This is a genomic window from Marvinbryantia formatexigens DSM 14469, assembly GCF_025148285.1.
Classification (GTDB): domain Bacteria; phylum Bacillota; class Clostridia; order Lachnospirales; family Lachnospiraceae; genus Marvinbryantia; species Marvinbryantia formatexigens.
Window position 1 is genome coordinate 3,851,261 of sequence record NZ_CP102268.1, and the last position, 23,901, is coordinate 3,875,161.

Below are 23,901 nucleotides of genomic sequence, written 5' to 3' on the forward strand. Positions count from 1 at the left end.
TTGAAAGCACTGAGAATGTATGCTCCGTATGATTTTAGATTAGAAGAGGTGCCGGTTCCGGAAACGGGTGATGATGATATCCTTGTGAAAGTTGGCGGATGCGGTATTTGTGCCGGGGATGTCAAGACATATCATGGAGGGCAGCGTGTATGGGGCGCAACGCCGGAGCAGGCGTTTATAGAGGCGCCGTGTATTGGCGGACATGAATTTTTCGGCACCGTTGAGAAAGTTGGAAAGAATGTTAAGGATTATAAGGTGGGGGAGCGCGTCCTGGCAGAGCAGATTCTGCCATGCGGCGAATGCAGGTTCTGCCGGCAGGGACATTACTGGATGTGTCAGCGTCATTATATTTATGGATTTAAGCATGATGCGGAGGGCGGTTTTGCAGAGTATATGAATTTTCATAAAGGAAGTGTGATTCATAAGCTTCCGGATGCGCTGACAGACGAGCAGGCAATTCTGGTGGAGCCGTATGCATGCGGTATGCACGCTGTTGAGCGGGCTGAAATCCAGTACGAAGATGTGGTGATTATCAGTGGTCTGGGTACCATCGGTCTTGCAATGGTCTGCGCTGCAAAACTGCGTTCTCCGAAAATGGTAATAGGACTGGACCTCAGGAAAAACAGAAGAGACAAAGCAAAAGAATTTGGGGCAGATCTGGTTCTGAATCCGGCGGATGACGATGTGAATGAAATCATAAAAAATCTGACCGGAGGCTACGGAGCGGATGTGTACATTGAGGCATCGGGGGCACCGGCGAGTGTTTCGCAGGGGCTGAATCTGGTTGCCAATATGGGCAGATATGTACAATTCGGCGTTTTTGCAAAGGACGTAACAGCCGACTGGAATATTATAGGAGATACAAAGCACATTAATATTTATGGTTCTCACCTGTCTGGTCATTGCTATGAGCCTGTTATTAAGGGAATGATAAATGGGACGATGAAAACAGAAGGAATTCTGTCGCACAAATATGCCTTGGAGGACTGGAAAGAGGCGTTTGAAACGGCGGAAAAGGACCCGTCAGCTTTTAAGGTTGCTTTATTGCCATAAAAGATTTGTCCGGAATACTTTTAAATTATTGAAATCAAAGATTAAAAATATCACTTGAAAGTGATGTGCAGGGCAGAAAAACGATATTTCTGCCCTGTTTGATTTATATCCGGTATATGCAAAAACAGACAGCCTGACTATCTATATTGAGAAAGTGCTTCCCGGCTTTTGCGGGGAATTTAAAAAGTCGCTCATTTTTTGGCGGATATCTTGAAAAAGTCGCTCATTTTTTTGTATAATATAAAAATCAAAAAGAGGACAGGAGGCACAGCGTGATTATCAGTGCGGATTGGCAATTCTGTCTGTTTTTGATTTGCTAGAAACGTAATTGAGATGTAAAAGGAGGATGTATATGCGGAATATAATTCATTTAAATAACGGCTGGCGATTTATCAGGGAGGATGCCGGACTTCCGGAGACACTGCCGGAGGAATGGGAGGAGGTGGAGCTGCCGCACTGCTGGAACGCGGTTGACGGGCAGGACGGCAATGGCGCCTATTACCGTGGAAGGTGCTGGTATGCCAGAAACTTTCAGACGCCGGTGCAGCCGCTTGGAAACGGGCGGGTGTACGTGGAGGTCCTGGCGGCGGGGCAGCAGGCATCTGTTTACGTAAACGGCAAAGAAGCGGTATATCACGAGGGCGGTTATTCCACCTTCCGCGCGGATATTACCGGGCTTTGCAGGGACGGCCAGGAAAATCTTCTGGTGATTGCCTGCAGCAATGAGGAAAAGAGCAGCGTGTATCCGCAGTCGGCGGATTTCACATTTTACGGCGGCCTGTACCGGGGAGTGAATCTGATCAGCGTGCCGGATACGCATTTTGACCTGGATTATTACGGGGGACCCGGACTTCAGGTGACGCCGGAGCCGTGCGATGACGGAGGAGCCGTTTTCAGACTGGCTTCCTGGGTAAAAAATGCCGATGAAAACTTTACGGTTCTGTATTCCATCCGGGATGCCGAAGGAAACGAGGTTGCCGGTGCGGCGCGTCCGGCGGCGGATGCCGGGGTGACAGTTTACGTTCCCGACGCCGAAAAATGGGAAATCGACAGACCGTATCTTTACACGGTGACGGCAACGCTGCAGAGGCGCAACGAGGCGTTTGATGAAATATCGGTGCGTGCGGGTGTGAGAAGCTTCTCCTGCGACCCGGAGAAGGGCTTTTTTATCAACGGCAGACAGACGCCGCTGCGCGGTGTCAGCCGCCATCAGGACCGGCTGTATAAGGGAAATGCGCTCACACGGGAGGAGCATTATGAGGATGCCCGCCTGATTAAGGAGCTTGGGGCGAACACGATCCGGCTGGCGCACTATCAGCATTCGCAGGATTTTTACGACGCCTGCGACGAGCTTGGCTTTATTGTGTGGGCGGAGATTCCGTTTATCAGCGTGTTTAACACTGACCCGGCGGCGCACGAAAACTGCATCAGCCAGATGAAGGAGCTGATTATACAGAATTACAACCATCCGTCCATCTGCTTCTGGGGAATTTCGAACGAAATTCTTATCGGAGGCATATCGGAGAAGCTGGTGGAAAATCACCGGGAGCTGAATGCGCTCTGCAAACAGCTTGACCCGACGCGGCTGACAACGATTGCGCACGTATCCATGACGCCGGTGGACGGTCCCCTGCACGGGATTACAGATGTGGAGAGCTATAACCATTACTTCGGCTGGTACGGCGGAAAAATGGAGGACAACGGTTCCTGGCTGGACGATTTCCACAGGATGCATCCGGAAATCTGCCTGGGACTTTCCGAATACGGATGCGAGGGGATTATCACCTATCACGGAGCAAATCCGGCGTGCAGGGATTACAGCGAGGAATACCAGGCGCTTTATCATGAGCACATGGCAAAGGTTCTGGAGGAACGCTCCTATATCTGGTCCAGCTACGTATGGAATATGTTTGATTTTGGCTGCGCGGCGCGCAACGAGGGCGGCGTTGCCGGGAGAAACAACAAAGGTCTGATGACGATAGACCGGAAGATGAAAAAAGACAGCTACTATGTGTACCAGGCATACTGGAGCAAAAAGCCGATGGTCCATCTGTGCGGCAGACGCTATGCGCAGCGCGCAGGCGAAACGACGGAAATCCGCGTATATTCCAATCAGCCCTCCGTTGCCCTGTACCTTGATGGAAAGCTGGTGGAGGAAAAGACGGCGGATAAGGTTTTTGTATTTCATGTTGCACTGGCGGACGGCGTTAATATCGTGACAGCCAGGGCGGGAAAAATCAGCGACAGCATGACGCTGGAGAAGGTGGATGCGGAGCCGTCCGTTTATGCGCTCCCGGAAGCAAAGGAGAGAGCGGAGGGCGTAGCAAACTGGTTTAAGCTGGCGGGAAATCTGGACCTGAAAGCGCCGATGGAATTTCCGGAGGGCAGATACAGTATCCGGGATACCATAGAAGAGCTGGCGGATTCGCAGGAAGCGTGGGACATTACGGCGGAAGCATTCCGGCTGGCGGCCAATATGAAGCTTGCCAGAAGGGAAGGAATGTGGGATATGATAAAGAGCATGACACTGGAGGATGCCTTGAAAATGGCTGGTTCGATGGTCCCGGAGGGCTTTACGGAAAGCGTCAATGCAAAGCTGATAAAGATAGAAAAGTAAAATACGAAAAGCAAAAAACAAAAAAACAGGGAACGGTCAGAGAAGCTTCCGGATGTACGAAAAAACATCCGGAGGTTTTTCTTTTATGGGAAAGCGGCACTTTATCCCGGATATCCGCAGGATTGGATTTGTGAAAGCCGCGTCGCTGAAAAAAGTTAATTAAAAGTTAAGCAACAAATAAATGGGTAAAAAGACGGAAAATATTTTTAAAATACCAAACAAAATGAAAAAATACATTTATATAAATATTTCCGTCAAAAATCGATTGCAAAAATAAACAAAGAAAAAAAGAAATTAAAAAAATAATAAGCAAAATGACGAAAACGCACTTGACAAAGAAGTAATGCGGGTTTATGATAAAGATACATAAGTTAAGTAACAATATGCGGGCAGGAGGGCAGGTGAATATTTTGGCAGGACGAGGCGCAGTTTCCATGCAGAATATTGCAGATGAGCTTGGCGTCAGCAAGGTGACGGTTTCCAAGGCAATCAATGGAAAAGAAGGTGTCAGCGGACCGCTCAGACAGAAAATATTGCAGACTGCGGCGGATCACGGATATGTGCTTCCGGATTACGGACAGCGGAAGGCACGTACCATTGCGATTATCATGAGCGAGCGGTTTCATTCCGGAGACAGCGGCCGTTTTTATATGGGCATGTACGAGCACATCAACCGCGAGCTGCGGATGCGGGCGTACTCCAGCGTTATGATTACACCGAATCCCGAAACTCTGGAGCATGACGCGGAGACGATCGAAAAGCCAGGAATGTTCGACGGTCTTATTTTTCTGGGGATTCTTGATAAAGAGGTGCGTGAGCGCATCGACAGGATTCCGCTTCCGAAGGTGTATGTGGATTTGTACGATGTCGGATACCGCTCGGATTCTGTTGTGACGGAGAGCATTTATTCCGCATACGAAATCACGAAGCATCTGATACGCAGCGGACATCGGGAAATCGGATTTGTGGGGACGCTTGGTGTGACAACGAGCATCAACGACCGCTATCTGGGGTATATGCGTGCACTGATGGAAAAAGGGCTGAAAGAGCAGGAACGCTGGAGGATTCCGGACCGCGATCAGGCGGGCAGAGCGGTCGACCTGCAGCTTCCGCAGGAACTTCCGGAGGCGTTCATGTGCAACTGTGATGAGACAGCCTTCCGGCTTGTCCGGGAGCTGAAGCGCAGAGGTCTGTCTGTGCCGGAGGATGTGTCGGTTGTCGGGTTTGACGATGATATTTATGCGGGGCTCTGCGAGCCGCAGCTTACGACGGTTGCCGTAGATATGAAGGAAATCGGCAGAACCGCTGTAAAATGCATGGTCAGACGCATGGAGCGTACCGGGACAGAAAATAGTGAGGGAGAAGTTTACCGGATACCGGGAAAACTGATTTTCCGGGATTCGGTACGGGAGAGGAAAGGGAGAATGAAAAGTGAAAAATAACAAAAAGGTCCGTTCGAAAAAGCCGCGCTGGACAAAGAATGACACGGAACTGAGCATTCTGGCGCTGCCGACCACCATCTGGTATATCTTATTCTGCTTCCTGCCGATGTTCGGTCTGGTTATCGCATTTAAGAATTACCGTGTGACGGGCGGAAAGAGCTTTATCTATAATGTAATCCACAGCGAATGGGCGGGATTCAAAAATTTTGAATTTCTTCTGAAATCAAAGGATTTGTTTGTGATTCTCAGAAATACCATTCTTTATAATCTGGCGTTCATCATTCTGGGGATGCTTCTGTCGGTCGGGCTGGCGATTATGATAAGTCTTCTGCACAGCAAACGGAAGTCCAAGGTGTATCAGACGCTGATGTTCTTTCCGTACTTTATGTCGTGGGTAGTCGTGGCGTACTTTCTGGATGCTTTTCTGAACCAGGACAACGGTCTGATTAACAGTATGCTGCGCGATGCCGGGAGCGAGCCGGTCCGCTGGTATATGACGGCGGGCGTGTGGCCGTTTCTGCTGATTTTTATGTATCTGTGGAAATCAACCGGCTATAACATGGTTATTTACCTTTCCAGCATTACCGGCATCGATACGACGCTGTATGAAGCCGCGGTGGTGGACGGGGCAACCAAGAGGCAGCAGGTGTGGTACATTACGCTGCCGTGTCTGAAAAATGTCATCATCATGATGTTTATTCTGAATGTGGGCAAGGTCTTTTACTCGGATTTCGGTCTGTTCTATCAGCTGTCGCAGGGCGCTACCGGTTCGATTTTCAATACGACGGCAACGATTGATACCTATGTATTTAACGCCATCCGCTCGTCCACGCCGATCGGCATGACGTCGGCGGTTACGTTTTTCCAGTCTGTCGCCTGCTGTATCACCATTCTGGTGGCAAACGGAATTGTGCGCAAGATAGACGAAGACAGCGCGATTATATAAGGAGGCAGGAAGATGGCAAAGAGAAGAGAGGAGCCGGATGCTCCGAACAGGCTGAACCGGATAGCAAAAAAGACGGATATATGTTTCAATATCATATTTGCAGTGCTGGCGCTGATGTGCATTATTCCGGTAATCTTTATATTTATTATTTCGATTTCCTCGGAGGAATCCATCCGGCATATCGGATACCGCTTTATTCCGGAATCGTTTTCGGCGGATTCGTATATTTTCCTGTTCCGCGAGGCGGATATGATTCTGAGAGCGCTCGGCGTATCCTTTGTGGTGACGATAGTCGGCACGGCGCTCGGCGTGATGCTGACCACAATGATGGGTTATGTGATGTCCAGGAGCAATTACAGGCTGAACGGGCTCTGCACGATGATTGTATTTATCCCGATGATTTTCAACGGCGGTATGCTTTCCTCCTACGTGGTAAATACGCAGCTTCTGCATTTAAAGGACAGTATCTGGGCGCTGATTCTGCCGCTGCTTGTTTCATCGTTTAATGTCGTGATATGCAAGACGTTCTTTAAGACAAACATACCGGATTCTGTCATGGAATCGGCGCAGATCGACGGCGCGACGCAGTTTACGATTTTCGGAAAAATCGTGCTGCCTCTGGCAAAACCGCTGCTGGCAACGATTGCACTGTTCCTGACATTCGGTTACTGGAATGACTGGTTCCAGTCTTCTCTGTACATTACGAACACAAAGCTGTATTCGCTGCAGGCACTGCTCGACCATGTACAGAGGAGTATTGAAATGATGGCGAACAATCCGACAATGGGCGTTACCATGACAGAGTATATGAATTCCATGCCGAAGGAAGGGGCGCGTATGGCAATGGCGATTCTGATTATCGTTCCAATCGCGTGTACCTATCCGTTCTTCCAGAGATATTTTATCTCCGGTCTGACGGTAGGATCGGTAAAAGGATGACACAGGTTTTAACGGAAATGCAGATTTCCGTAGAACAGGGCGGGAGATTCCGCCTGCGAAGCGGCAGGCGCCGGACTGATTTTCCGGTTTTCCGCGCCGCGAATATAAAAAAGCTGCCGTCGGCAGCGCAAAGCAAAAAGGAGGGTTTACAAAATGAAAAAGAAACAGGTACTTGCAATGGCTCTGACAGCTTCAATGGCACTCGGCATGACGGCCGCTACTGGCGTAAGCGCAGCGGCGGAGGATGAGGTCGTTACACTGAAATGGATTCAGGTGGGCAACGGGATGCCGGAAAATTATGATGCATGGCTGGCGCAGATTAATCCGTATCTGGAGGAGAAAATCGGCGTAAATCTCGACATGGAGATTGTTCCGTGGGGCGACTGGGACAATCGCAGAAGTGTAATTACAAACTCCGGTGAATATTTTGATATTCTGTTTACAGACCAGACGCGCTACAGCGCGGAGGTGACGACGGGTGTGCTGATGGATATCACGGAACTGCTTCCGGAGGCGGCTCCCGATCTGTATTCCTTCATTCCGGAGGATTACTGGAAGGCTGTTTCCGTGAATGATGCGATTTACGGAGTTCCTACCTATAAGGACAGTTCGATAACCGAGTATTTTATCTGGGATAAGGATATTGCGGATAAATACGATATTGATATTGAGAGTATTACTACATTTGAGGATCTGGAACCGGCTCTTGCAAAAATCAAGGAGGGCGAAGGCGGCAATCCGTATTATATGTCAAAGTCCGGCGCAGATTTCCTTGTAACGGCATATTATGACCAGCTTGGCGCAGGTCTGTCCGCGATTGGCGTAAAATATGACGACGAGACAAAGACGGTTGTCAATCCGCTGGAGGACGAGGAGATTCTCTCAAAGCTCGACATCATTCACCGGATGTATGTGGACGGTATCATCAACGGTGATGCACCGACAGCAGACGATTCCAACAAATACAGAACCTTCTTCACAGCGCAGGGCTGGAGCGGAGCTGCCAAATCCACATGGGGACCGAATAACGGCATTGCAAACTGCGTGGCAATCCAGTACGGCGATACGGTTGTGTCAAATACATCGGTTCGCGGCTCCATCAGCGCAATTTACTCCGGCTGTGAGCACCCGGACAAGGCGCTTGAACTTCTGCAGCTTGTAAATACGGACAACAAGGTGCGTGACTGGCTGTACTACGGCGTAGAGGGTGAAAACTTTGAATATACGGAAAACGGCACTGTAAACAAGCTGAACAGCGACTGGAGTATGGCGGGCTATACCCAGGGTACCTTCTTCGCAGTTACCGACCTGGAAGGCTCCGAGGGACAGTGGGATGAAGTAAAGGCTCTGAATGAAGCGGCAAAACCGTCCGCGATGCTTGGATTTGATATGGACACCAGCAACGTGGAAACAGAGCTGGCGAACTGCCGCGCCGTATACGAGAAGTATAAATCCGAATTCTTTACGGGTGCGCAGGACCCGCGCGAGCTGATAGAAACCATTAAGAGCGAGCTGGACGCTGCCGGCTGGGAGACCATCCGTGCGGAGGCACAGGCACAGATCGATGCCACAAAATAAAATAGCTCTGCTCTGAGCGGGACGAAAAAGCCGGAAATAGCAGCTGCTGCAAATTGTGTTTAATTTATATGGCGCATTTTGCAGCAGCTTTTTTATAACTGATAAAAGGGGGCAGGAAGGAAAGATGTGGTATCTTGATAAGAGAGTGCAGGTAATCTGCGATGAATTGAAGAAGCTGATAACGGTGAAGACCATGAAGTTCGATAAAATCCGCTATAAGGAAGGACTGTTTTTTTATCCGCGGGAGGTGCAGGAGAACGGCGGGGAATGGCGGGAATTTTATCCGGAGAAGATGAAATGGTACGGTCCGGACCGTCACTACTGGTTCCAGGCGGAATATACCGTACCGGAGGAGCTTGCCGGGCAGGCGCTGCGTCTTTGCGTGAAGACGCAGATCGAGGAATGGGACGATGGAAAAAATCCGCAGTTTCTTCTGTTTGTAAACGGCGAAGCGACGCAGGGACTGGATATGAATCACCGTCTGGTGCATATGACGGAGGCGGCTGCGGCGGGGGAAAAGTGGCGCTTCGATCTGCAGGCGTACACCGGCACGCTGCACGCGGAATTTGATTTGATTCTGGAAATGCAGCAGGCGGATCTGCGCATTGAAAAGCTGTACTATGACCTTGTGGTGCCGCTGCGCGCATTCTCCCGGATGGAAAAAGATGACCGGAACCGGATGGAACTGGAGAGAGTATTAAATGAAGCAGTGAATCTTCTCGATTTGCGGACGCCGTACTCGGAGGACTTTTATCAGAGCATCCGGGCGGCGGAGCAGTATCTGGAGAAGACCGTGTACGGAGACATGGCGGGGTGCGCAGATGTGGTTGCGACCTGCATCGGTCACACGCATATTGATGTGGCGTGGTGGTGGACGGTGGCGCAGACGCGGGAGAAGGTGGCGAGAAGCTTTGCCACCGTGCTGAAGCTGATGGAGGAATATCCGCAGTACCGTTTTATGTCCAGCCAGCCGCAGCTTTACCAGTTTTTGAAGGAGCGGTATCCGGATATGTACGAGCGCATTAAGGCGCGCATCCGCGAGAAACGCTGGGAGCCGGAGGGCGGCATGTGGCTGGAGGCGGATACCAATCTGACGTCCGGGGAATCGCTTGTGCGTCAGCTCTTTTACGGAAAGAAATTTTTCCGGGAGGAATTCGGCACGGACAGCCGGATTTTGTGGCTTCCGGATGTGTTCGGGTATTCGGGCGCGCTGCCGCAGATTATGAAAAAGAGCGGAATCGATTATTTTATGACAACAAAGCTTGCGTGGAACCAGATTGACAAGATGCCGTATGATACATTCATGTGGAAGGGCATCGATGGCTCGGCGGTGTTTACGCACTTGATTACCACGCTCGGCGTCGGGCAGAGCGAGGAGGATTTCTTTACGACCTATAACGGAATGCTGCACCCGGATGCGATCATAGGCGGCTGGCATCGGTATCAGAATAAAGATATCAACAACGATATTCTGGTAGCGTTCGGCTATGGAGACGGAGGCGGCGGACCGACGAGGGAGATGCTGGAGACGGCAAAGCGCATGGAAAAGGGCATCTGCGGAATCCCGAAGGTGCGGCAGGAATTTTCGCGCGTATATTTTGATGAATTGTATGAGCGCGTGAAGGACAGCCGGAGACTTCCGGTGTGGGAAGGAGAGCTTTATTTTGAGTACCACCGGGGAACGTATACTTCGATGGGCCGCAATAAGCGCGCAAACAGAAAATCGGAGATTCTGATGATGGACGTGGAGCTTCTGTGCACGCTGGCGGCGCTGCGCGGAATGCAGACGCCCGCAGAGGAGCTGGAGCGGATGTGGAAGGTGATTCTGCTGAACCAGTTTCACGACATTCTGCCGGGTTCGAGCATCCGCGAGGTGTACGAGGTGACAAAGCAGGAATACGGGCAGCTTGCCAGAAAAGGCGGGGAACTTCTTTCTGAGCGGATGCATCTGTTTGCAGGAGAGGGGGACTGTGTGACGCTCTTTAACACGACAGGCTTTACGCGGAACGATATCGTGCGCCTGCCGGAAGGTATTTGCGGTGCGCTTGTGGATGCGGACGGAACGCGCTGTCCGGTGCAGAGCCTCGGCGCGGAGGCAGTGGTTTATGCTGCAGGACTTCCTGCGAAGGGATGGAAATCATTCTATATCGACAGAGAGAATGGAAAGCCGGATGCTGCGCGCAGCGTGCCGTTTGTGCAGGAGGGCAATATGCTGGAAACGCCGTATTACCGGATTCTGTTTGATGATGACGGTATGTTTTCTTCGATTTATGATAAGAAAAACAGAAGAGAAATCCTGAAGCCGGGCAGACCGGGAAACCGCTTCTGCATGTACGAAGATAAGCCGATGAACTACGATAACTGGGATATTGATATTTATTATACGGAAAAAAGCTGGGATGTACCGGCGCCTGTCCGGATGGAGTGGACGGCGTGCGGACCGGTGTGCGCCGTTCTGGAGCAGGAGCGCCGGATAAGCAATTCCAGGATTTGCCAGAAAATATATTTTTACGCGGATACGCCGCGCATTGATTTTGAAACATGGGTGGACTGGCGGGAGCACCAGCATCTGCTGAAGGTACATTTTCCGGTGGATGTGCATACGGACGAGGCGTCGTTCGATATCCAGTTCGGAAATCTGACGCGCAAGGTGCATACGAACACGAGCTGGGATATGGCGCGCTTTGAATCCTGCGGACAGAAATGGATAGACCTGTCGGAAGGACATTACGGCGTCAGTCTGCTGAATGACTGCAAGTACGGCCATTCCGTGCGGGACGGAGAGATTGGTCTGACGTTGATTAAATCCGGGATTGAGCCGAATCCGGCAGCCGACCAGGAGGAGCATGTGTTTACATACGCTCTGTATCCGCACAGTGGGAGCCTGCGGGAATGCGACACGGTGCGCGAGGGCTACTGTCTGAATTTCCCGGTGCATACCCACGCGGACAGTGCGTTTCAGCCGGAGGCGTCCTTCCTCTCCTGTGACAGCAAAAATGTCATGCTGGAGACGGTAAAGGAAGCGGATGACGGGAACGGCATCATTATCCGTATGTATGAGTATGAAAATGCGCGCACGCAGGCGACGGTTTCCTTTGGCATGGGATACGAAATCGGGCAGGTACAGGAATGCGATCTGATGGAGGAGACGCAGGGCGGCGATATCGTCCCGGAGGGCGGCAGCTTCCGTTTTGAAATCCGTCCATATGAGATCAAGAGCTACAGGGTGGTGCTGAAATAAGTATGGAAAAATATAAAGACAGAACGCTTTCGCCCGGTGCGCGGGCAAGGGATTTGCTGGAGCACATGACGACGGCGGAAAAGGTGGGTCAGCTTAACCAGAGGCTGTACGGGTTTCGCGTCTGCACGCGCAGCGAAAACGGTCTGGAGCTCTCGGAGGAATTTTGCCGGGAGGCGCAGAAATATGGCGGAATCGGCGTGCTGTACGGGCTGTACCGCGCCGACCCCTGGTCCGGGCGCGATTATCAGAACGGACTGGCGGGACGCTTTGCCGTGCAGGCATATAATCTTGTGCAGGAATATGTGATCACACAGTCGCGCTTCGGGATTCCGGTGCTGATCGCGGAAGAGAGTCCGCACGGGCATCAGGCGCTGGACGGCTATCTGCTGCCGGTCAATCTGGCTGTCGGGGCGACCTGGAATCCAAAGCTTGCCGGGCGGGCCGTCGGTGCGTGCGCGCGGCAGATGAAAAAGCTGGGGGTCGACCTGGCGCTCGTTTCCATGCTCGATGTGCTGCGCGACGCGCGCTGGGGACGGTGTGAGGAGTGCTTTGGCGAGGATGCATATCTGGCTGCGCAGTTTGCGCGGGAGGTCGTCGGCGGCTACCGCGCGGAGGGTGTGGACGTTGTGGCGAAGCATTTTGCGGCGCAGGGAGAGACCACCGGCGGCGTGAACGCCAGCTCCGCGAGGATAGGAGAGCGGGAGCTGCGTGAGATTCATCTGCCGTCGGCGTATGCGGCGGTAAAGGCAGGAGCCGCCGGTATCATGGCGGCGTACAATGATATTGACGGGATTCCGTGTCACAATAATCCGTGGCTTCTGGGCGATGTACTGCGCGGGGAAATGGGCTTTGACGGCATTGTGATGGCGGACGGTGTGGCGGTCGACCGACTCGGATTTCTGTATAATACCCCGGCAGAGTGCGGGGCGGCGGCGCTTTCCTCCGGTGTGGATGTATCGCTCTGGGATGAGGGGTTCGCTCATCTGGAGGAGGCGCTTGCGCAGGGAATGGTAAGCCGGGAGCGGCTGGATGAGGCGGCGTGGCGGGTGCTGAAGCTAAAATTTGAGCGGGGGCTGTTTGATGCGCCGTATCTGACGGCGGACGGACAGCGCTGCCCGGTACCGCCGGATTCGGAGGCATATGTGTCCGGCAGTCCGGAGCCGGGAAAGATTCCACAAAGAGAGCAAAATCGGGGATCGGCAGAGTATGCGTCTGAGAGCCTTGCGCTGGCGCTGGAATCGGCGGTGCTTCTGAAGAATGAAGGCGGTATCCTTCCGCTTGCGGGCGCGGGAAAGAGGGGCGGCGATTCAGAGCGGAAACGGCTGCGTGTTGCGCTGACCGGAGAGATAATCCGGGATGTGTATGCGCTGCTCGGCGATTATACGCCGCCGGTGCGTCAGGAGTTCTCCTGGAGCATCGAGCGCGGATTTTATGAGGTATTTGCGCGGAGGAAGGACCTGGAGCTGGTAATCTGTGACAGAGCTGAGAAGACGGCGGAATGTGATGTGACGGTACTTGTGCTGGGCGGCAGCTCCAGCCGTTTTGGCGGGGCGGAATTTGACATTAACGGCGCAGCGGTCACAGGCGGCGGAGGGCATGGCCTTATGGATTGCGGCGAGGGTGTGGATTTATCTTCGCTGCAGCTTCCGCAGACGCAGCTTATTTTTGCACGGAAGGTATTTGCTGCGGCAAAACGGGTTGTAACGATAGTGACTGGCGGAAGACCCTATGCGCTGGGAGAGATAGCGGAGCAATCCGATGCGCTTCTGTACGCTTTCTATCCGGGACCGGTGGGCGCTCTGGCGCTGGCGCAGCTTCTTACCGGAGAGTATGCCCCGTCCGGACGTCTGCCCGTATCGCTGCCGCGCAGCGCCGGTCAGCTTCCGGTCTGGTATAATTCCCGCATATCCTATGAGGCGATGCATTACTGTGACGAAAAGGATGGGGCGCTGTATTCCTTCGGCTCCGGAATGGGATACGGGGACGCGGAGTATCAGGATATTGCGGTCAGAATGCAGGAGGATGGTGTGGTCGTCTCCTTTACAGTGTCGAATCCATTCGAATGGGAGGAGACGGCGGTCCCGATGGTATTTCTCCGGCACCGGGGCGGAAGCGTTCTGCCGCGGAGAGCGGAGCTGAAGGCATTCGGAAAATACCGGCTGGCTCCGGGGGAGACAAAGCGCGGGAGGCTTTTGCTGCCGGCGGAGGCGTTTGCGGTGTGGGACAGCGCGATGCGCCGCCGCGTGGAGCCGGGAGGGGCGGTTCTGACGGTGCGTGACGGCAGTCGCGTATTGCTGGAAACGGAAATAAGAAAAGACTGCTATTGCGCTGCTTTACAGACCGGGACGGGAGGCTTTCTCTGACCGGCATCATAACAGGAAATGACTGGGAGGGAAATTATGGAAAGACAATTATTGCGGGATGGCTGGCATCTGCTCTGGAAAGGACGCGCGCTTCCGGCATCCGTGCCGTTTTCCGTTTATCATGATTTGCTTGCGCACGGGGAAATAGAAGACCCCTATTACCGGGACAATGCGGAGGCGGCGCTCGCGCTGTCAGCAGAGGACTATACGTATGACTGCGACTTTCGGGCGGAGGCGGCGCTTTCCTCCTGCCGGGAGGTACTGCTTCATTTTGACGGCGTCGATACGCTTGCCGACATTTATCTGAACGGCACGCTGCTCGGACATACCTGCAACATGCACCGGGAGTGGGAGTTTCCGGTAAAGGAGCTTTTAAGGGAGGGCGATAACCGCCTGGAGGTGCGCTTTTATTCGCCAGTCCGTTATATGGAGGAGAAGGTGAGAGAGCAGGGCTCCATTCCATGCAATACGGATACGCTGGACGGCTTTAACTATCTGAGAAAATCGAGCTGCATGTCCGGCTGGGACTGGGCGCCAAAGCTGCCGGATATGGGGATTTTCCGCCCGGTAACGCTGCTGGGCGTTTGCGATGAGCGTATTTACAGCGTGCTCATCCGCCAGAAACATATGGAAGGAAAGGTATGCCTGTCGTTTGATGTGGATACGCTGCGCCGCCGCACAGGCGGGGAGGTGGCGTACCGGGTAATGGTGACGGCGCCGGATGGAAGCGTGCAGAGGCGGGACGATTCTCCGCGGGAGCTTGTGATAGAGCAGCCGGCGCTGTGGTGGCCGAGAGGCTACGGCGGACAGCCGCTCTATACGGTGCGCGTGGAGGCGCTGGCGGACGGCGCGGTGCAGGATGTGTGGGAGCGCCGGATCGGTCTGCGCACGATGGGTATGAAGATTGAAAAAGATGCGTGGGGAGAGAGCTTTGCCCACGAGATCAACGGCATAGCGATTTTTGCGATGGGCGCGGACTATATTCCGGAGGACTGTCTGCTGCCGCGGTTTTCCAGGGAGCGCACAGAGAGGCTGCTGGCGCAGTGCGCGGAGGCGAATTACAATACTATCCGCGTCTGGGGCGGCGCGGGCTACCCGGAGGACTGGTTTTTTGATTTGTGCGACGAGTACGGCTTTCTGGTGTGGGAGGATTTGATGTTCGCCTGCTCCACCTACCGTCTTACGGAGGAATTTGAAGAAAACATTTCGCAGGAGATTGCGGAAAACATCCGCCGTATCCGCCATCACGCTTGTCTGGGACTGTGGTGCGGGAACAACGAGATGGAGGGCATGATTATGGACGGCTATACGCGCGACCCGCATCTGATTGGCGATTATACGCGCATGTACAGCTATGTGATTCCCGGAATCGTGAAAAGGGAGGACCCGGACGCTTTTTACTGGCCGTCCAGCCCGTCGTCCGGCGGGGATTTCGACGAGCCGGAGGCGGAATCCAGAGGAGACGCCCATTACTGGAAGGTATGGCACGGCTATCAGCCGTTCCCGGATTACCGCAGGCACAACTTCCGCTATGCCTCTGAGTTTGGCTTTGAGTCGCTTCCGGCGCTGAAGACGATAGAGAGCTTTACGCTGCCGGAAGACCGCAACATCTTCTCGTATGTGATGGACCGCCATCAGCGCAGCGAGAACGGCTATGCGAAGATGATGGTCTATATGGCGCAGTATTTCCGCTATCCGGAGAATCTGTCCGACCTTGTGTACGCTTCCCAGCTTCTGCAGGCGCAGGCAATGCGCTATGCCGTGGAGCACTGGCGGCGTCACCGCGGCGAGTGTATGGGAGCTATTATATGGCAGCTGAATGACTGCTGGCCGGTGACGTCCTGGTCGTCGATTGATTACTTTGGACGCTGGAAGGCGCTGCATTATTTTGAGAGGCGCTTCTTCGCGCCGGTGCTGCTGTCGTGCTGCGAGGAGGGACTGCTTACGCAGAATCCGAATCTGAACGCCCGACCGTATACGGTGGAAAAGAGTGTCCGCCTGCATGTGGCAAATGAGACGATGCAGGAACAGAACGTAACGGTGCGCTACAGTCTCCGCGACGCGGACTCGCAGCTCATCGGGCAGGAGAAGGAAATCAGCGTGCAGGTGCCGCCGCTTTCCGGCGTCTGGCTGGAAAAGGAGGAATTCCCGCAGGCGGATCTGCTGGAGCACCATGTGTTTTATACATGCGTGCAGGAGGGCGGGGTGATTTCCTCTGGCAGCGTGCTGTTTTCCATGCCGAAATTTTACAATTACAGAAATCCGCAGCTTTCCGTGCGGCGCGAGGGCAGCGAGCTGATTGTGACGGCAGCCGCCTATGCCTCCGGTGTGGAGCTGCAGAATGAAAACGAGGACTGGGTATTAAGCGATAATTATTTTGATATGGAAGCCGGGGAGCGCCGTGTGCAGATTCTCTCCGGAAACGCCGGTCATATCCGTGTGCGCAGCGTATATGAAATCGGACGTTGAAGCGTTCATCGTTATTCCCGTAAACAGCAATCCGGACAGATGTTCCGGCAGAATTGCATGGCTGTTTCAATGAAAATTTGAGAGAAGGACCGTCAGAATCAAAAAAGGATTCTGGCGGTTTTTTCTGCTGATGTACAAATTTTGTATTTTCTCTTGACAGCCTGTTCTTTTTCTATTATGATTATAACAGTGTTATATAACGATGTTACATACGGAGGCAGAAGAAGGATGGAGGAAGAGAAATCCACTCTGGAGAGAATACATGAGGCGGCGAAGCGCAAGTTTCTGGAAAAGGGCTTCCAGGCGGCTTCCCTGCGCAATATTGTAAAGCGGGCGGGTGTGACGACGGGCGCGTTTTACGGGTATTACGACAGCAAGGAGGAGTTGTTTGCCGCGCTGGTGGATAAACAGGCAAACTATGTGCTGGAGCTGTTTTGCAATACCATTGATGATTTTGAAAAGCTTCCGGGACAGACGCAGACGGAGCAGATGACGGATACCTCTGTCGTCTGTCTGGAAAAAATGCTGGATTATATTTATGATAATTACGACGCATTCAAGCTGCTGATTGAATGCGCGGAGGGCACCGCCTATGCGGACTTCGTACATCAGCTTGTGGTGCGGGAGGTGGATTCCACCTTCACCTACATACAGACGCTTGCCAAAATGGGATGTCATGTGGAGCCGCTGAATAAAAATCTGATACACATTATCGCCAGCGCGCTGTTTTCCGGAATTTTCGAGGTGATAGTGCATGATATGCCGAAGGAGGAAGCTAGGGAATATATCTCACAGTTTCACCGGTTTTACACGGCGGGCTGGTCGGAGCTTCTGAATGTAAAATTCGGAAAATCCTGAAAGGGCTCCGGGAATATAAGGAAGGGTTCTTTGCCGGGCAACACATAAAATGCTTATGGGAGAAATCCGTTGAGGATTTCTCTTATATAATGATGCCCAGGGGGCGAGAGTGCATAGCACGAAGCAATCCATAGGCATCATAGTTGGAGGTTTATGCCTCGACATCACACTAATGGTTAGAAAAAACTAACTAAAACAAGGAGGAGAAGAAATGAAGCAAAAGGAAAAATCAGTGACAGGCTGGCTTGCCGATTTTACAGGCACGCACAAAAACCTGTACATAGCCAGCGTCCTGCTGGCGGTATGCGGCGTCGCGTGCAGCATCGTGCCCTATGTGATTATGGGGGACGTTGTTTCCAGGCTTATCGCGGGAGAACGGCAGTGGGGGATTTATCTGCGCGAGGGGCTGCTGATGGCGGTGCTCTGGCTGGCGAGAGTAATTTTTCACGCTCTCTCAACAACCTGCTCCCACAAAGCGACCTTTCACGTTCTGGGGAATATCCGCAGACAGGTGTGCGACAAGCTGGCGCGGGTTCCGCTGGGAAGGGTGAAAGACACGCCGTCCGGTTCCCTGAAAAACATTATTGTGGAGCGGATTGACAGCATCGAGACAACGCTTGCGCATATCCTGCCGGAGTTTACGTCGAACCTGCTGGCGCCCGTCGCAGTGTTTGTCTATCTCTGCGTCATCGACTGGAGAATGGCGCTGGTATCTCTGGTCAGCCTGCCGCTCGGCCTGCTTGCTTACATGGGGATGATGATAGGGTATGAGGAGAGCTTTAAAAACACCGTAATAAAAACCAGGATTCTCAATGACACGGCGGTGGAATACATCAACGGCATCGAGGTGATTAAGGCGTTCGGAAAGGCGCAGAGCTCCTACGAAAAGTTTAAAATTGCGGCAAAGGAGGGCGCAGACTGCTACATCGAATGGATGCGCCGCTGCAACGTATTTTTCAGTATCGCTATGGTTTTGTTTCCGTGTACGGCGGTTTCCGTGCTCCCCATCGGCGGTCTGTTTGTGAAAAACGGCACTCTGGCGGTCGCGGACTTTGTGCTCTGCCTGATTCTTTCGCTGGGGCTGACGGCGCCGCTTATCACGGTGATGTCCTATTCGGATGACATCGGCCGTCTGCGGACGATTCTGGGCGAGGTGACGGAAATCCTGTGCTGGGAGGAGCTCTCCCGTCCAGAGGAGGACAAAAAGAAGCCGGCGGACTACTCGGTGACGCTGAAGGATGTAACCTTTGCCTATAAGGAAAAGGAGGTGCTGCACGGCATCGATATGCAGATACGTCCGGGAACCGTTAATGCGCTGGTGGGACCGTCGGGAAGCGGAAAATCCACGATTGCGAAGCTGATTGCGTCGCTGTGGGATGTAAAGAGCGGAAGCATCTGCATCGGCGGCGTGGATATCCGGGAGCTGTCTCTGGAGGAATACAACCGCAGGGTGGCTTACGTTTCGCAGGACAATTATCTGTTTGATGATACCATCCGGGAAAATATCCGCATGGGAAGAATGGACGCCACGGACGCGGAGGTGGAGGAGGCGGCGAAAAAGAGCGGCTGCCACGAGTTTATCATGCAGCTTGAAAACGGCTATGATACGGTGGCGGGCGGCGCCGGCGGACACCTCTCCGGCGGAGAGCGCCAGCGTATCGCCATTGCCCGCGCGATGCTGAAGGATGCGCCTATTGTCATACTCGATGAGGCGACTGCCTACACGGACCCGGAGAATGAGGCGGTCATCCAGTCCTCCGTGGCGAAGCTTGTGCAGGGAAAGACGCTGATTGTGATTGCGCACCGCCTCTCGACGATTGCGGATGCGGATTGTATTTTTGTGGTCGATGACGGCAGGATTGCGGAGCGTGGAACGCACCGCGAGCTGCTGGAGAATGGAAAGCTCTACGCAAAGATGTGGAAGGCGCACATCGGCGTGAAAAACAGTGAGAGGGAGGGCGTATCCTATGCTTAAAATATTCCGGAAGTTTTTCGATTTCTGCGGCGAAACAAATAAAAGAAAATTTTACAAATCCCTTGCGTACGGCGTGCTGCTCGCCTTTATGGAGGCGCTGAAGATACCCGCCATCATGCTGATGCTGCAGGGAGTCATTGGCGGGACTATTACCGGCGGGCTTATCTGGCAGTGCTTCGGCATCCTCTTATTTAGTATTGTGGCAGGCTCTGCGGCAAAATACCGCTCCACCATCCTGCAGTGCGAAGCCGGCTATGGCACAGCGGCAAACAAGCGGGTGGAGATAGCGGAACATCTGCGGTATCTGCCGATGGGATACTTCAATGAAAACAGCCTCGGCTATATTACCTCCGTAACGACAAACACAATGGAAAATCTTGCGGATACGGCAACCCGCGTGGTAATGCTGACTACGCAGGGAATCCTGACGACGGCGCTGATTGCTGTGATGGTGCTTCTTTACGACTGGCGCATCGGGCTGGTGGTGCTGGCGGGAATGCTGCTTTTCTTCGTGATAAACAGCCGGATGCAGAGAAAATCCCAGAAGATTTCTCCGGAAAAAATCAAATCGGATACGTCTCTGGTGGAGAAGGTGATTGAGTATGTACAGGGCATCGCGGAGGTGAAGGGCTATAATCTCACCGGACGGATGGCAAAGAAGCTCAATCAGGCGATCGACCGGAACACGGATATCAATATAGAGATGGAGCTGACGTTTGTTCCCTTTATGGCGCTGCAGAATGGACTGATTAAGCTGACCGGCGTTGTGATGACGCTGCTCTCCATCTGGTTTTATCTGCAGGGGAGCATGGAGCTGATCACCTGCATCGGTATGACGATCTGCTCCTTCCTGGTATTTTCCAGCCTGGAGCAGGCGGGCAACTATTCTGCGCTGCTGCGCGCCGTGGATGTCAGTGTGGACAAGGCGCAGAGCGTGCTGAGCCTTCCGGCGATGGATATCGAGGGAAAAGAGATTGCGCCCGAAAATACGGACGTGGAGCTGTCCGGAGTGGAATTTTCTTACGAGAAGAAGAAAATCATCGACGGGGTCTCCATACATATTCCGGAAAAGACGACGACGGCGATCGTCGGACCGAGCGGCGGAGGAAAGACAACGCTCTGCCATCTGATTGCCAGATTCTGGGATGTGGATGCGGGAAGTGTGACGCTGGGAGGACATAATGTAAAAGAGTACAGCATGGACAGTCTGATGAAAAATTTCAGCTTTGTGTTCCAGAATGTCTATCTGTTCCAGGATACTATCGCCAACAATATCCGCTTCGGGCAGGAGGACGCCCCGATGGAAAAGGTGATTGAGGCGGCAAAGAAGGCGTGCTGCCACGATTTTATCATGGCGCTGCCGGACGGATATGAGACGGTCATCGGCGAGGGCGGAGCGTCGCTCTCCGGCGGAGAGAAGCAGCGGATTTCCATCGCCAGGGCGATTATGAAGGATTCGCCGGTCATTATTCTCGATGAGGCGACCGCCAACGTCGACCCGGAAAATGAAGCGGAGCTGATGGCGGCAATCGATGCGCTTACCAGAGAAAAAACCATCTTCATGATTGCGCATCGTCTGAAGACTGTCCGCGGGGCCGACCGGATTCTCGTGATGGACCAGGGAAAAATCGTGCAGCAGGGGCGTCATGAGGAGCTGATGAAACAGGAGGGCATCTATAAGCGTTTCGTCGAGGCGAGAGAGCTGGCGGCAGGCTGGAAGCTGTAGAGCGACTGGCAGGATATTGACTGATTACCAGAGTATAGCAGGGTTACTGCGAACAGAGCGAACAGTAACGGAATGGGGACGCAGAGATTTGAAATTCAACAGCCCGGCTTGTAAACTTCAAATTGCTATGGTATGATATAAATATCAGAAAAAACTTTGCCGGGAATGCGGCATATAATAAAGGTGGTGAATCCTTTGGGAGTAAAAGATACGGTAACAACAAAATATATGAGACAGAATGAAATCTTTGCGGATGCCTTTAATTATTTTGTATATGGCGGTGAGCAGGTTATCAATCCGGAAAGCCTGGAGGAACTTGATACCCGTGAAATAGATGTTCCCTATGGTGGAGAGAAGGGTGCGAGACAGCCAGTGCAGAAAACCAGGGATGTTATTAAATCAGTCATCGCGATGATGGATAAACGTACCGCTTATTTGCTTCTGGCAATCGAGAACCAGTCTAATATCCATTATGCGATGCCGGTAAAGAACATGGTGTATGATGCTCTTCAATATGCGAAGCAGGTAGAAGAGGCGATAACTTCCCATAAAATGTCTGGTGATTATAAAGGTTCAGATAGTGACGAATATCTGTCAGGCTTTATGAAAGCGGATCATTTGCTGCCGGTAGTAACATTGGTCATATATTTCGATTCCAAAGAATGGGATGGCCCATTGTCTATTCATGAGATGTTTGCGGGGCAGGATGCGAGAGTGCTTGCGCTGGTTCCTGATTATAAGATTAACTTGCTCTCGCCGGCTTCAATAGAGGATGAAGACTTTGGAAAATTCCAGAGTTCTTTGAAAGAAGTGCTGTCATTTATCAAGTATGCAGGAGACAAGGATGAATTAAAAAAGGTATTGGATGCAGACGAATCTTTCCGCCATTTGGGGAGAGAAGAAGTGGATGTATTAAATGCCTGCGTAGGTGCAAAGATAGCAGTCAAAGAAGGTGAGGAGGCGATTGATGTGTGTTTGGCAATACAACAAATGAATGAGGAAGCGGCTCAGAAGGAAAGAATATCCACACTGTTTGTTAGCATTAAGAACCTTATGGAAAAAATGGGATGGTCTGCGGAACAGTCTATGGATGTATTGAGTGTTTCCGACAGTGACCGAAAGGCGCTTTGGAAGTTATTAAAATAAAATGCAGAATGAGCCAGGCAGTATCAATCAAACAGATACTGCCTGTTCTCTGCAGATGCAAATAATTTACTATGAAAAAACGCTTGACTTTCTTATCATGCTATGGTAGTCTGACAAAAGTTAGTTAAAACTAACTAAACGTGAATAAATCATGCAGACTCCCGGAGAATTGGTAGGATACTCTGTTTCCCCGGAACACTGCTGGTTCCGGGGAGGATGCTCTGCACAGTCAGAAAGGGGACAGATGAAATGGATTATTTAGAGATTGAGAAAGTAATCGGAAGGGAAATTCTCGATTCCAGGGGAAATCCGACCGTTGAGGCGGAGGTTATCCTGGCGGACGGAACCGTTGGAAGAGGAATGGCACCCAGCGGTGCATCTACCGGTGAATTTGAGGCGCTGGAGCTGCGCGACGGCGATGCGTCCAGATATCTTGGGAAAGGTGTACAGAAAGCTGTTGAAAATATAAATACGAAAATCTGTGAAGTGCTGGTTGGTATGGATGCCTCCGATACTTATGCAGTAGATAAAGCAATGATTGATGCGGACGGAACAAAGGATAAATCCAATCTGGGCGCAAACGCGATTCTGGCGGTATCCATCGCCGCTGCACGTGCGGCTGCGGCTGCGCTGGAGGTTCCGCTTTACCGGTTCCTGGGCGGCGTTTCCGGAAACCGTCTGCCGGTTCCGATGATGAACATCGTAAACGGCGGCTGCCATGCGCTTTCCTCCGGGCTGGACGTGCAGGAATTTATGGTAATGCCGGTGGGCGCGCCGAGTTTTAAAGAGGGGCTCCGCTGGTGCGCGGAGGTGTTCCATGCGCTGGCTGCCATTTTGAAATCCAGAGGACTGGCAACCTCCGTCGGTGACGAGGGCGGCTTTGCGCCGGCGCTTGCATCCGATGAGGAGGCAATCGAGACGATTCTGGAAGCGGTAAAGAAGGCAGGCTACGAGCCGGGAAAAGACTTTATGATTGCGATGGATGCGGCGTCCTCCGAGTGGAAGACCGGAAAGACGGGCGAATATAAGCTGCCGAAAGCAGGAACGGTCTACACCTCTGAGGAGCTGATTGCACACTGGAAGAAGCTTGTGGAAAAATACCCGATTATTTCCATCGAGGATGCGCTTGATGAGGAGGACTGGGAAGGCTGGAAGAAGCTGACGAAGGAGCTGGGAGATAAGGTGCAGTTGGTGGGAGACGACCTGTTTGTTACAAACACAGAGCGTCTGTCCAAGGGCATTGCACTTGGCTGCGGAAACTCTATTCTGATTAAGCTTAACCAGATTGGTTCTGTTTCCGAAACACTGGAGGCAATCAAAATGGCGCACAAGGCGGGCTATACGGCGGTAACCTCCCATCGTTCCGGAGAGACGGAGGATACGACCATTGCGGATCTCGCCGTAGCGCTTAACACCTGCCAGATCAAGACCGGCGCACCGAGCCGTACAGAGCGCGTCGCAAAATACAATCAGCTTCTGCGCATAGAGGAGGAGCTGGGCGCCAGTGCAGTATATCCGGGCATGAAGGCGTTTAACGTTTCAAGATAA

The 23,901-nt window shown here is 52.5% G+C and carries 14 protein-coding genes; all 14 read left to right on the plus strand.

Annotated elements, in window-relative coordinates:
- The 14 genes from NQ534_RS17970 to eno all read left to right on the plus strand — a co-directional run bounded on the left by NQ534_RS17970 (position 1) and on the right by eno (position 23,901).
- The gene (locus NQ534_RS17970) at positions 1-1,053 is read left to right on the plus strand and encodes an alcohol dehydrogenase catalytic domain-containing protein (RefSeq protein WP_242655373.1); all 1,053 of its coding nucleotides are present in this window, start codon (positions 1-3) and stop codon (positions 1,051-1,053) included.
- Between the two features lie 352 nt (positions 1,054-1,405).
- Entirely contained in the window at positions 1,406-3,670 is a 2,265-nt protein-coding gene (locus NQ534_RS17975) for a glycoside hydrolase family 2 protein (protein ID WP_040783751.1), read from the plus strand.
- 401 nt (positions 3,671-4,071) lie between these two features.
- Positions 4,072-5,112, plus strand: coding sequence for a LacI family DNA-binding transcriptional regulator (locus NQ534_RS17980; protein WP_242655374.1), 1,041 nt, complete (start codon positions 4,072-4,074; stop codon positions 5,110-5,112).
- On the plus strand, positions 5,102-6,058 hold the full coding sequence (locus tag NQ534_RS17985; protein WP_006862619.1) for an ABC transporter permease: 957 nt from the start codon (positions 5,102-5,104) through the stop codon (positions 6,056-6,058). Before NQ534_RS17980 ends, NQ534_RS17985 begins: the two co-directional genes overlap by 11 nt.
- Positions 6,059-6,070: 12 nt before the next feature.
- Positions 6,071-6,997 (plus strand): carbohydrate ABC transporter permease, encoded by a 927-nt coding sequence (locus tag NQ534_RS17990; protein ID WP_006862620.1) that lies wholly within the window; start codon positions 6,071-6,073, stop codon positions 6,995-6,997.
- A gap of 153 nt (positions 6,998-7,150) precedes the next feature.
- Positions 7,151-8,575, plus strand: coding sequence for an ABC transporter substrate-binding protein (locus tag NQ534_RS17995; RefSeq protein ID WP_006862622.1), 1,425 nt, complete (start codon positions 7,151-7,153; stop codon positions 8,573-8,575).
- Positions 8,576-8,699: 124 nt separating this feature from the next.
- The gene (locus tag NQ534_RS18000; protein WP_040783753.1) at positions 8,700-11,816 is read left to right on the plus strand and encodes an alpha-mannosidase; all 3,117 of its coding nucleotides are present in this window, start codon (positions 8,700-8,702) and stop codon (positions 11,814-11,816) included.
- A 2-nt stretch (positions 11,817-11,818) separates the two neighbouring features.
- Positions 11,819-14,179 (plus strand): beta-glucosidase family protein, encoded by a 2,361-nt coding sequence (locus NQ534_RS18005; protein WP_006862624.1) that lies wholly within the window; start codon positions 11,819-11,821, stop codon positions 14,177-14,179.
- A gap of 36 nt (positions 14,180-14,215) precedes the next feature.
- Entirely contained in the window at positions 14,216-16,648 is a 2,433-nt protein-coding gene (locus NQ534_RS18010; protein WP_040783754.1) for a beta-mannosidase, read from the plus strand.
- Positions 16,649-16,876: 228 nt separating this feature from the next.
- Positions 16,877-17,506, plus strand: coding sequence for a TetR/AcrR family transcriptional regulator (locus tag NQ534_RS18015; RefSeq protein ID WP_040783757.1), 630 nt, complete (start codon positions 16,877-16,879; stop codon positions 17,504-17,506).
- Between the two features lie 211 nt (positions 17,507-17,717).
- Positions 17,718-19,481, plus strand: coding sequence for an ABC transporter ATP-binding protein (locus tag NQ534_RS18020; protein WP_006862628.1), 1,764 nt, complete (start codon positions 17,718-17,720; stop codon positions 19,479-19,481).
- Positions 19,474-21,207 (plus strand): ABC transporter ATP-binding protein, encoded by a 1,734-nt coding sequence (locus NQ534_RS18025; protein ID WP_006862629.1) that lies wholly within the window; start codon positions 19,474-19,476, stop codon positions 21,205-21,207. Before NQ534_RS18020 ends, NQ534_RS18025 begins: the two co-directional genes overlap by 8 nt.
- 186 nt (positions 21,208-21,393) lie before the next feature.
- On the plus strand, positions 21,394-22,353 hold the full coding sequence (locus tag NQ534_RS18030) for a hypothetical protein (RefSeq protein ID WP_416388636.1): 960 nt from the start codon (positions 21,394-21,396) through the stop codon (positions 22,351-22,353).
- A gap of 249 nt (positions 22,354-22,602) precedes the next feature.
- Positions 22,603-23,901 carry a phosphopyruvate hydratase gene (eno, locus tag NQ534_RS18035; RefSeq protein WP_040783821.1) on the plus strand — a complete coding sequence of 433 codons (1,299 nt, stop codon included), beginning with the start codon at positions 22,603-22,605 and terminating at the stop codon, positions 23,899-23,901.

What these genes read in the sequence shown, in the direction of transcription:
- eno (WP_040783821.1), top strand. Translation starts at nt 22,603, where the DNA reads ATGGATTATTTAGAGATTGAGAAAGTAATCGGAAGGGAAATTCTCGAT.
- NQ534_RS17995 (WP_006862622.1), top strand. Translation starts at nt 7,151, where the DNA reads ATGAAAAAGAAACAGGTACTTGCAATGGCTCTGACAGCTTCAATGGCA.
- NQ534_RS18005 (WP_006862624.1), top strand. Translation starts at nt 11,819, where the DNA reads ATGGAAAAATATAAAGACAGAACGCTTTCGCCCGGTGCGCGGGCAAGG.
- NQ534_RS18000 (WP_040783753.1), top strand. Translation starts at nt 8,700, where the DNA reads ATGTGGTATCTTGATAAGAGAGTGCAGGTAATCTGCGATGAATTGAAG.
- NQ534_RS17990 (WP_006862620.1), top strand. Translation starts at nt 6,071, where the DNA reads ATGGCAAAGAGAAGAGAGGAGCCGGATGCTCCGAACAGGCTGAACCGG.
- NQ534_RS18015 (WP_040783757.1), top strand. Translation starts at nt 16,877, where the DNA reads ATGGAGGAAGAGAAATCCACTCTGGAGAGAATACATGAGGCGGCGAAG.
- NQ534_RS18020 (WP_006862628.1), top strand. Translation starts at nt 17,718, where the DNA reads ATGAAGCAAAAGGAAAAATCAGTGACAGGCTGGCTTGCCGATTTTACA.
- NQ534_RS17975 (WP_040783751.1), top strand. Translation starts at nt 1,406, where the DNA reads ATGCGGAATATAATTCATTTAAATAACGGCTGGCGATTTATCAGGGAG.
- NQ534_RS18025 (WP_006862629.1), top strand. Translation starts at nt 19,474, where the DNA reads ATGCTTAAAATATTCCGGAAGTTTTTCGATTTCTGCGGCGAAACAAAT.
- NQ534_RS18010 (WP_040783754.1), top strand. Translation starts at nt 14,216, where the DNA reads ATGGAAAGACAATTATTGCGGGATGGCTGGCATCTGCTCTGGAAAGGA.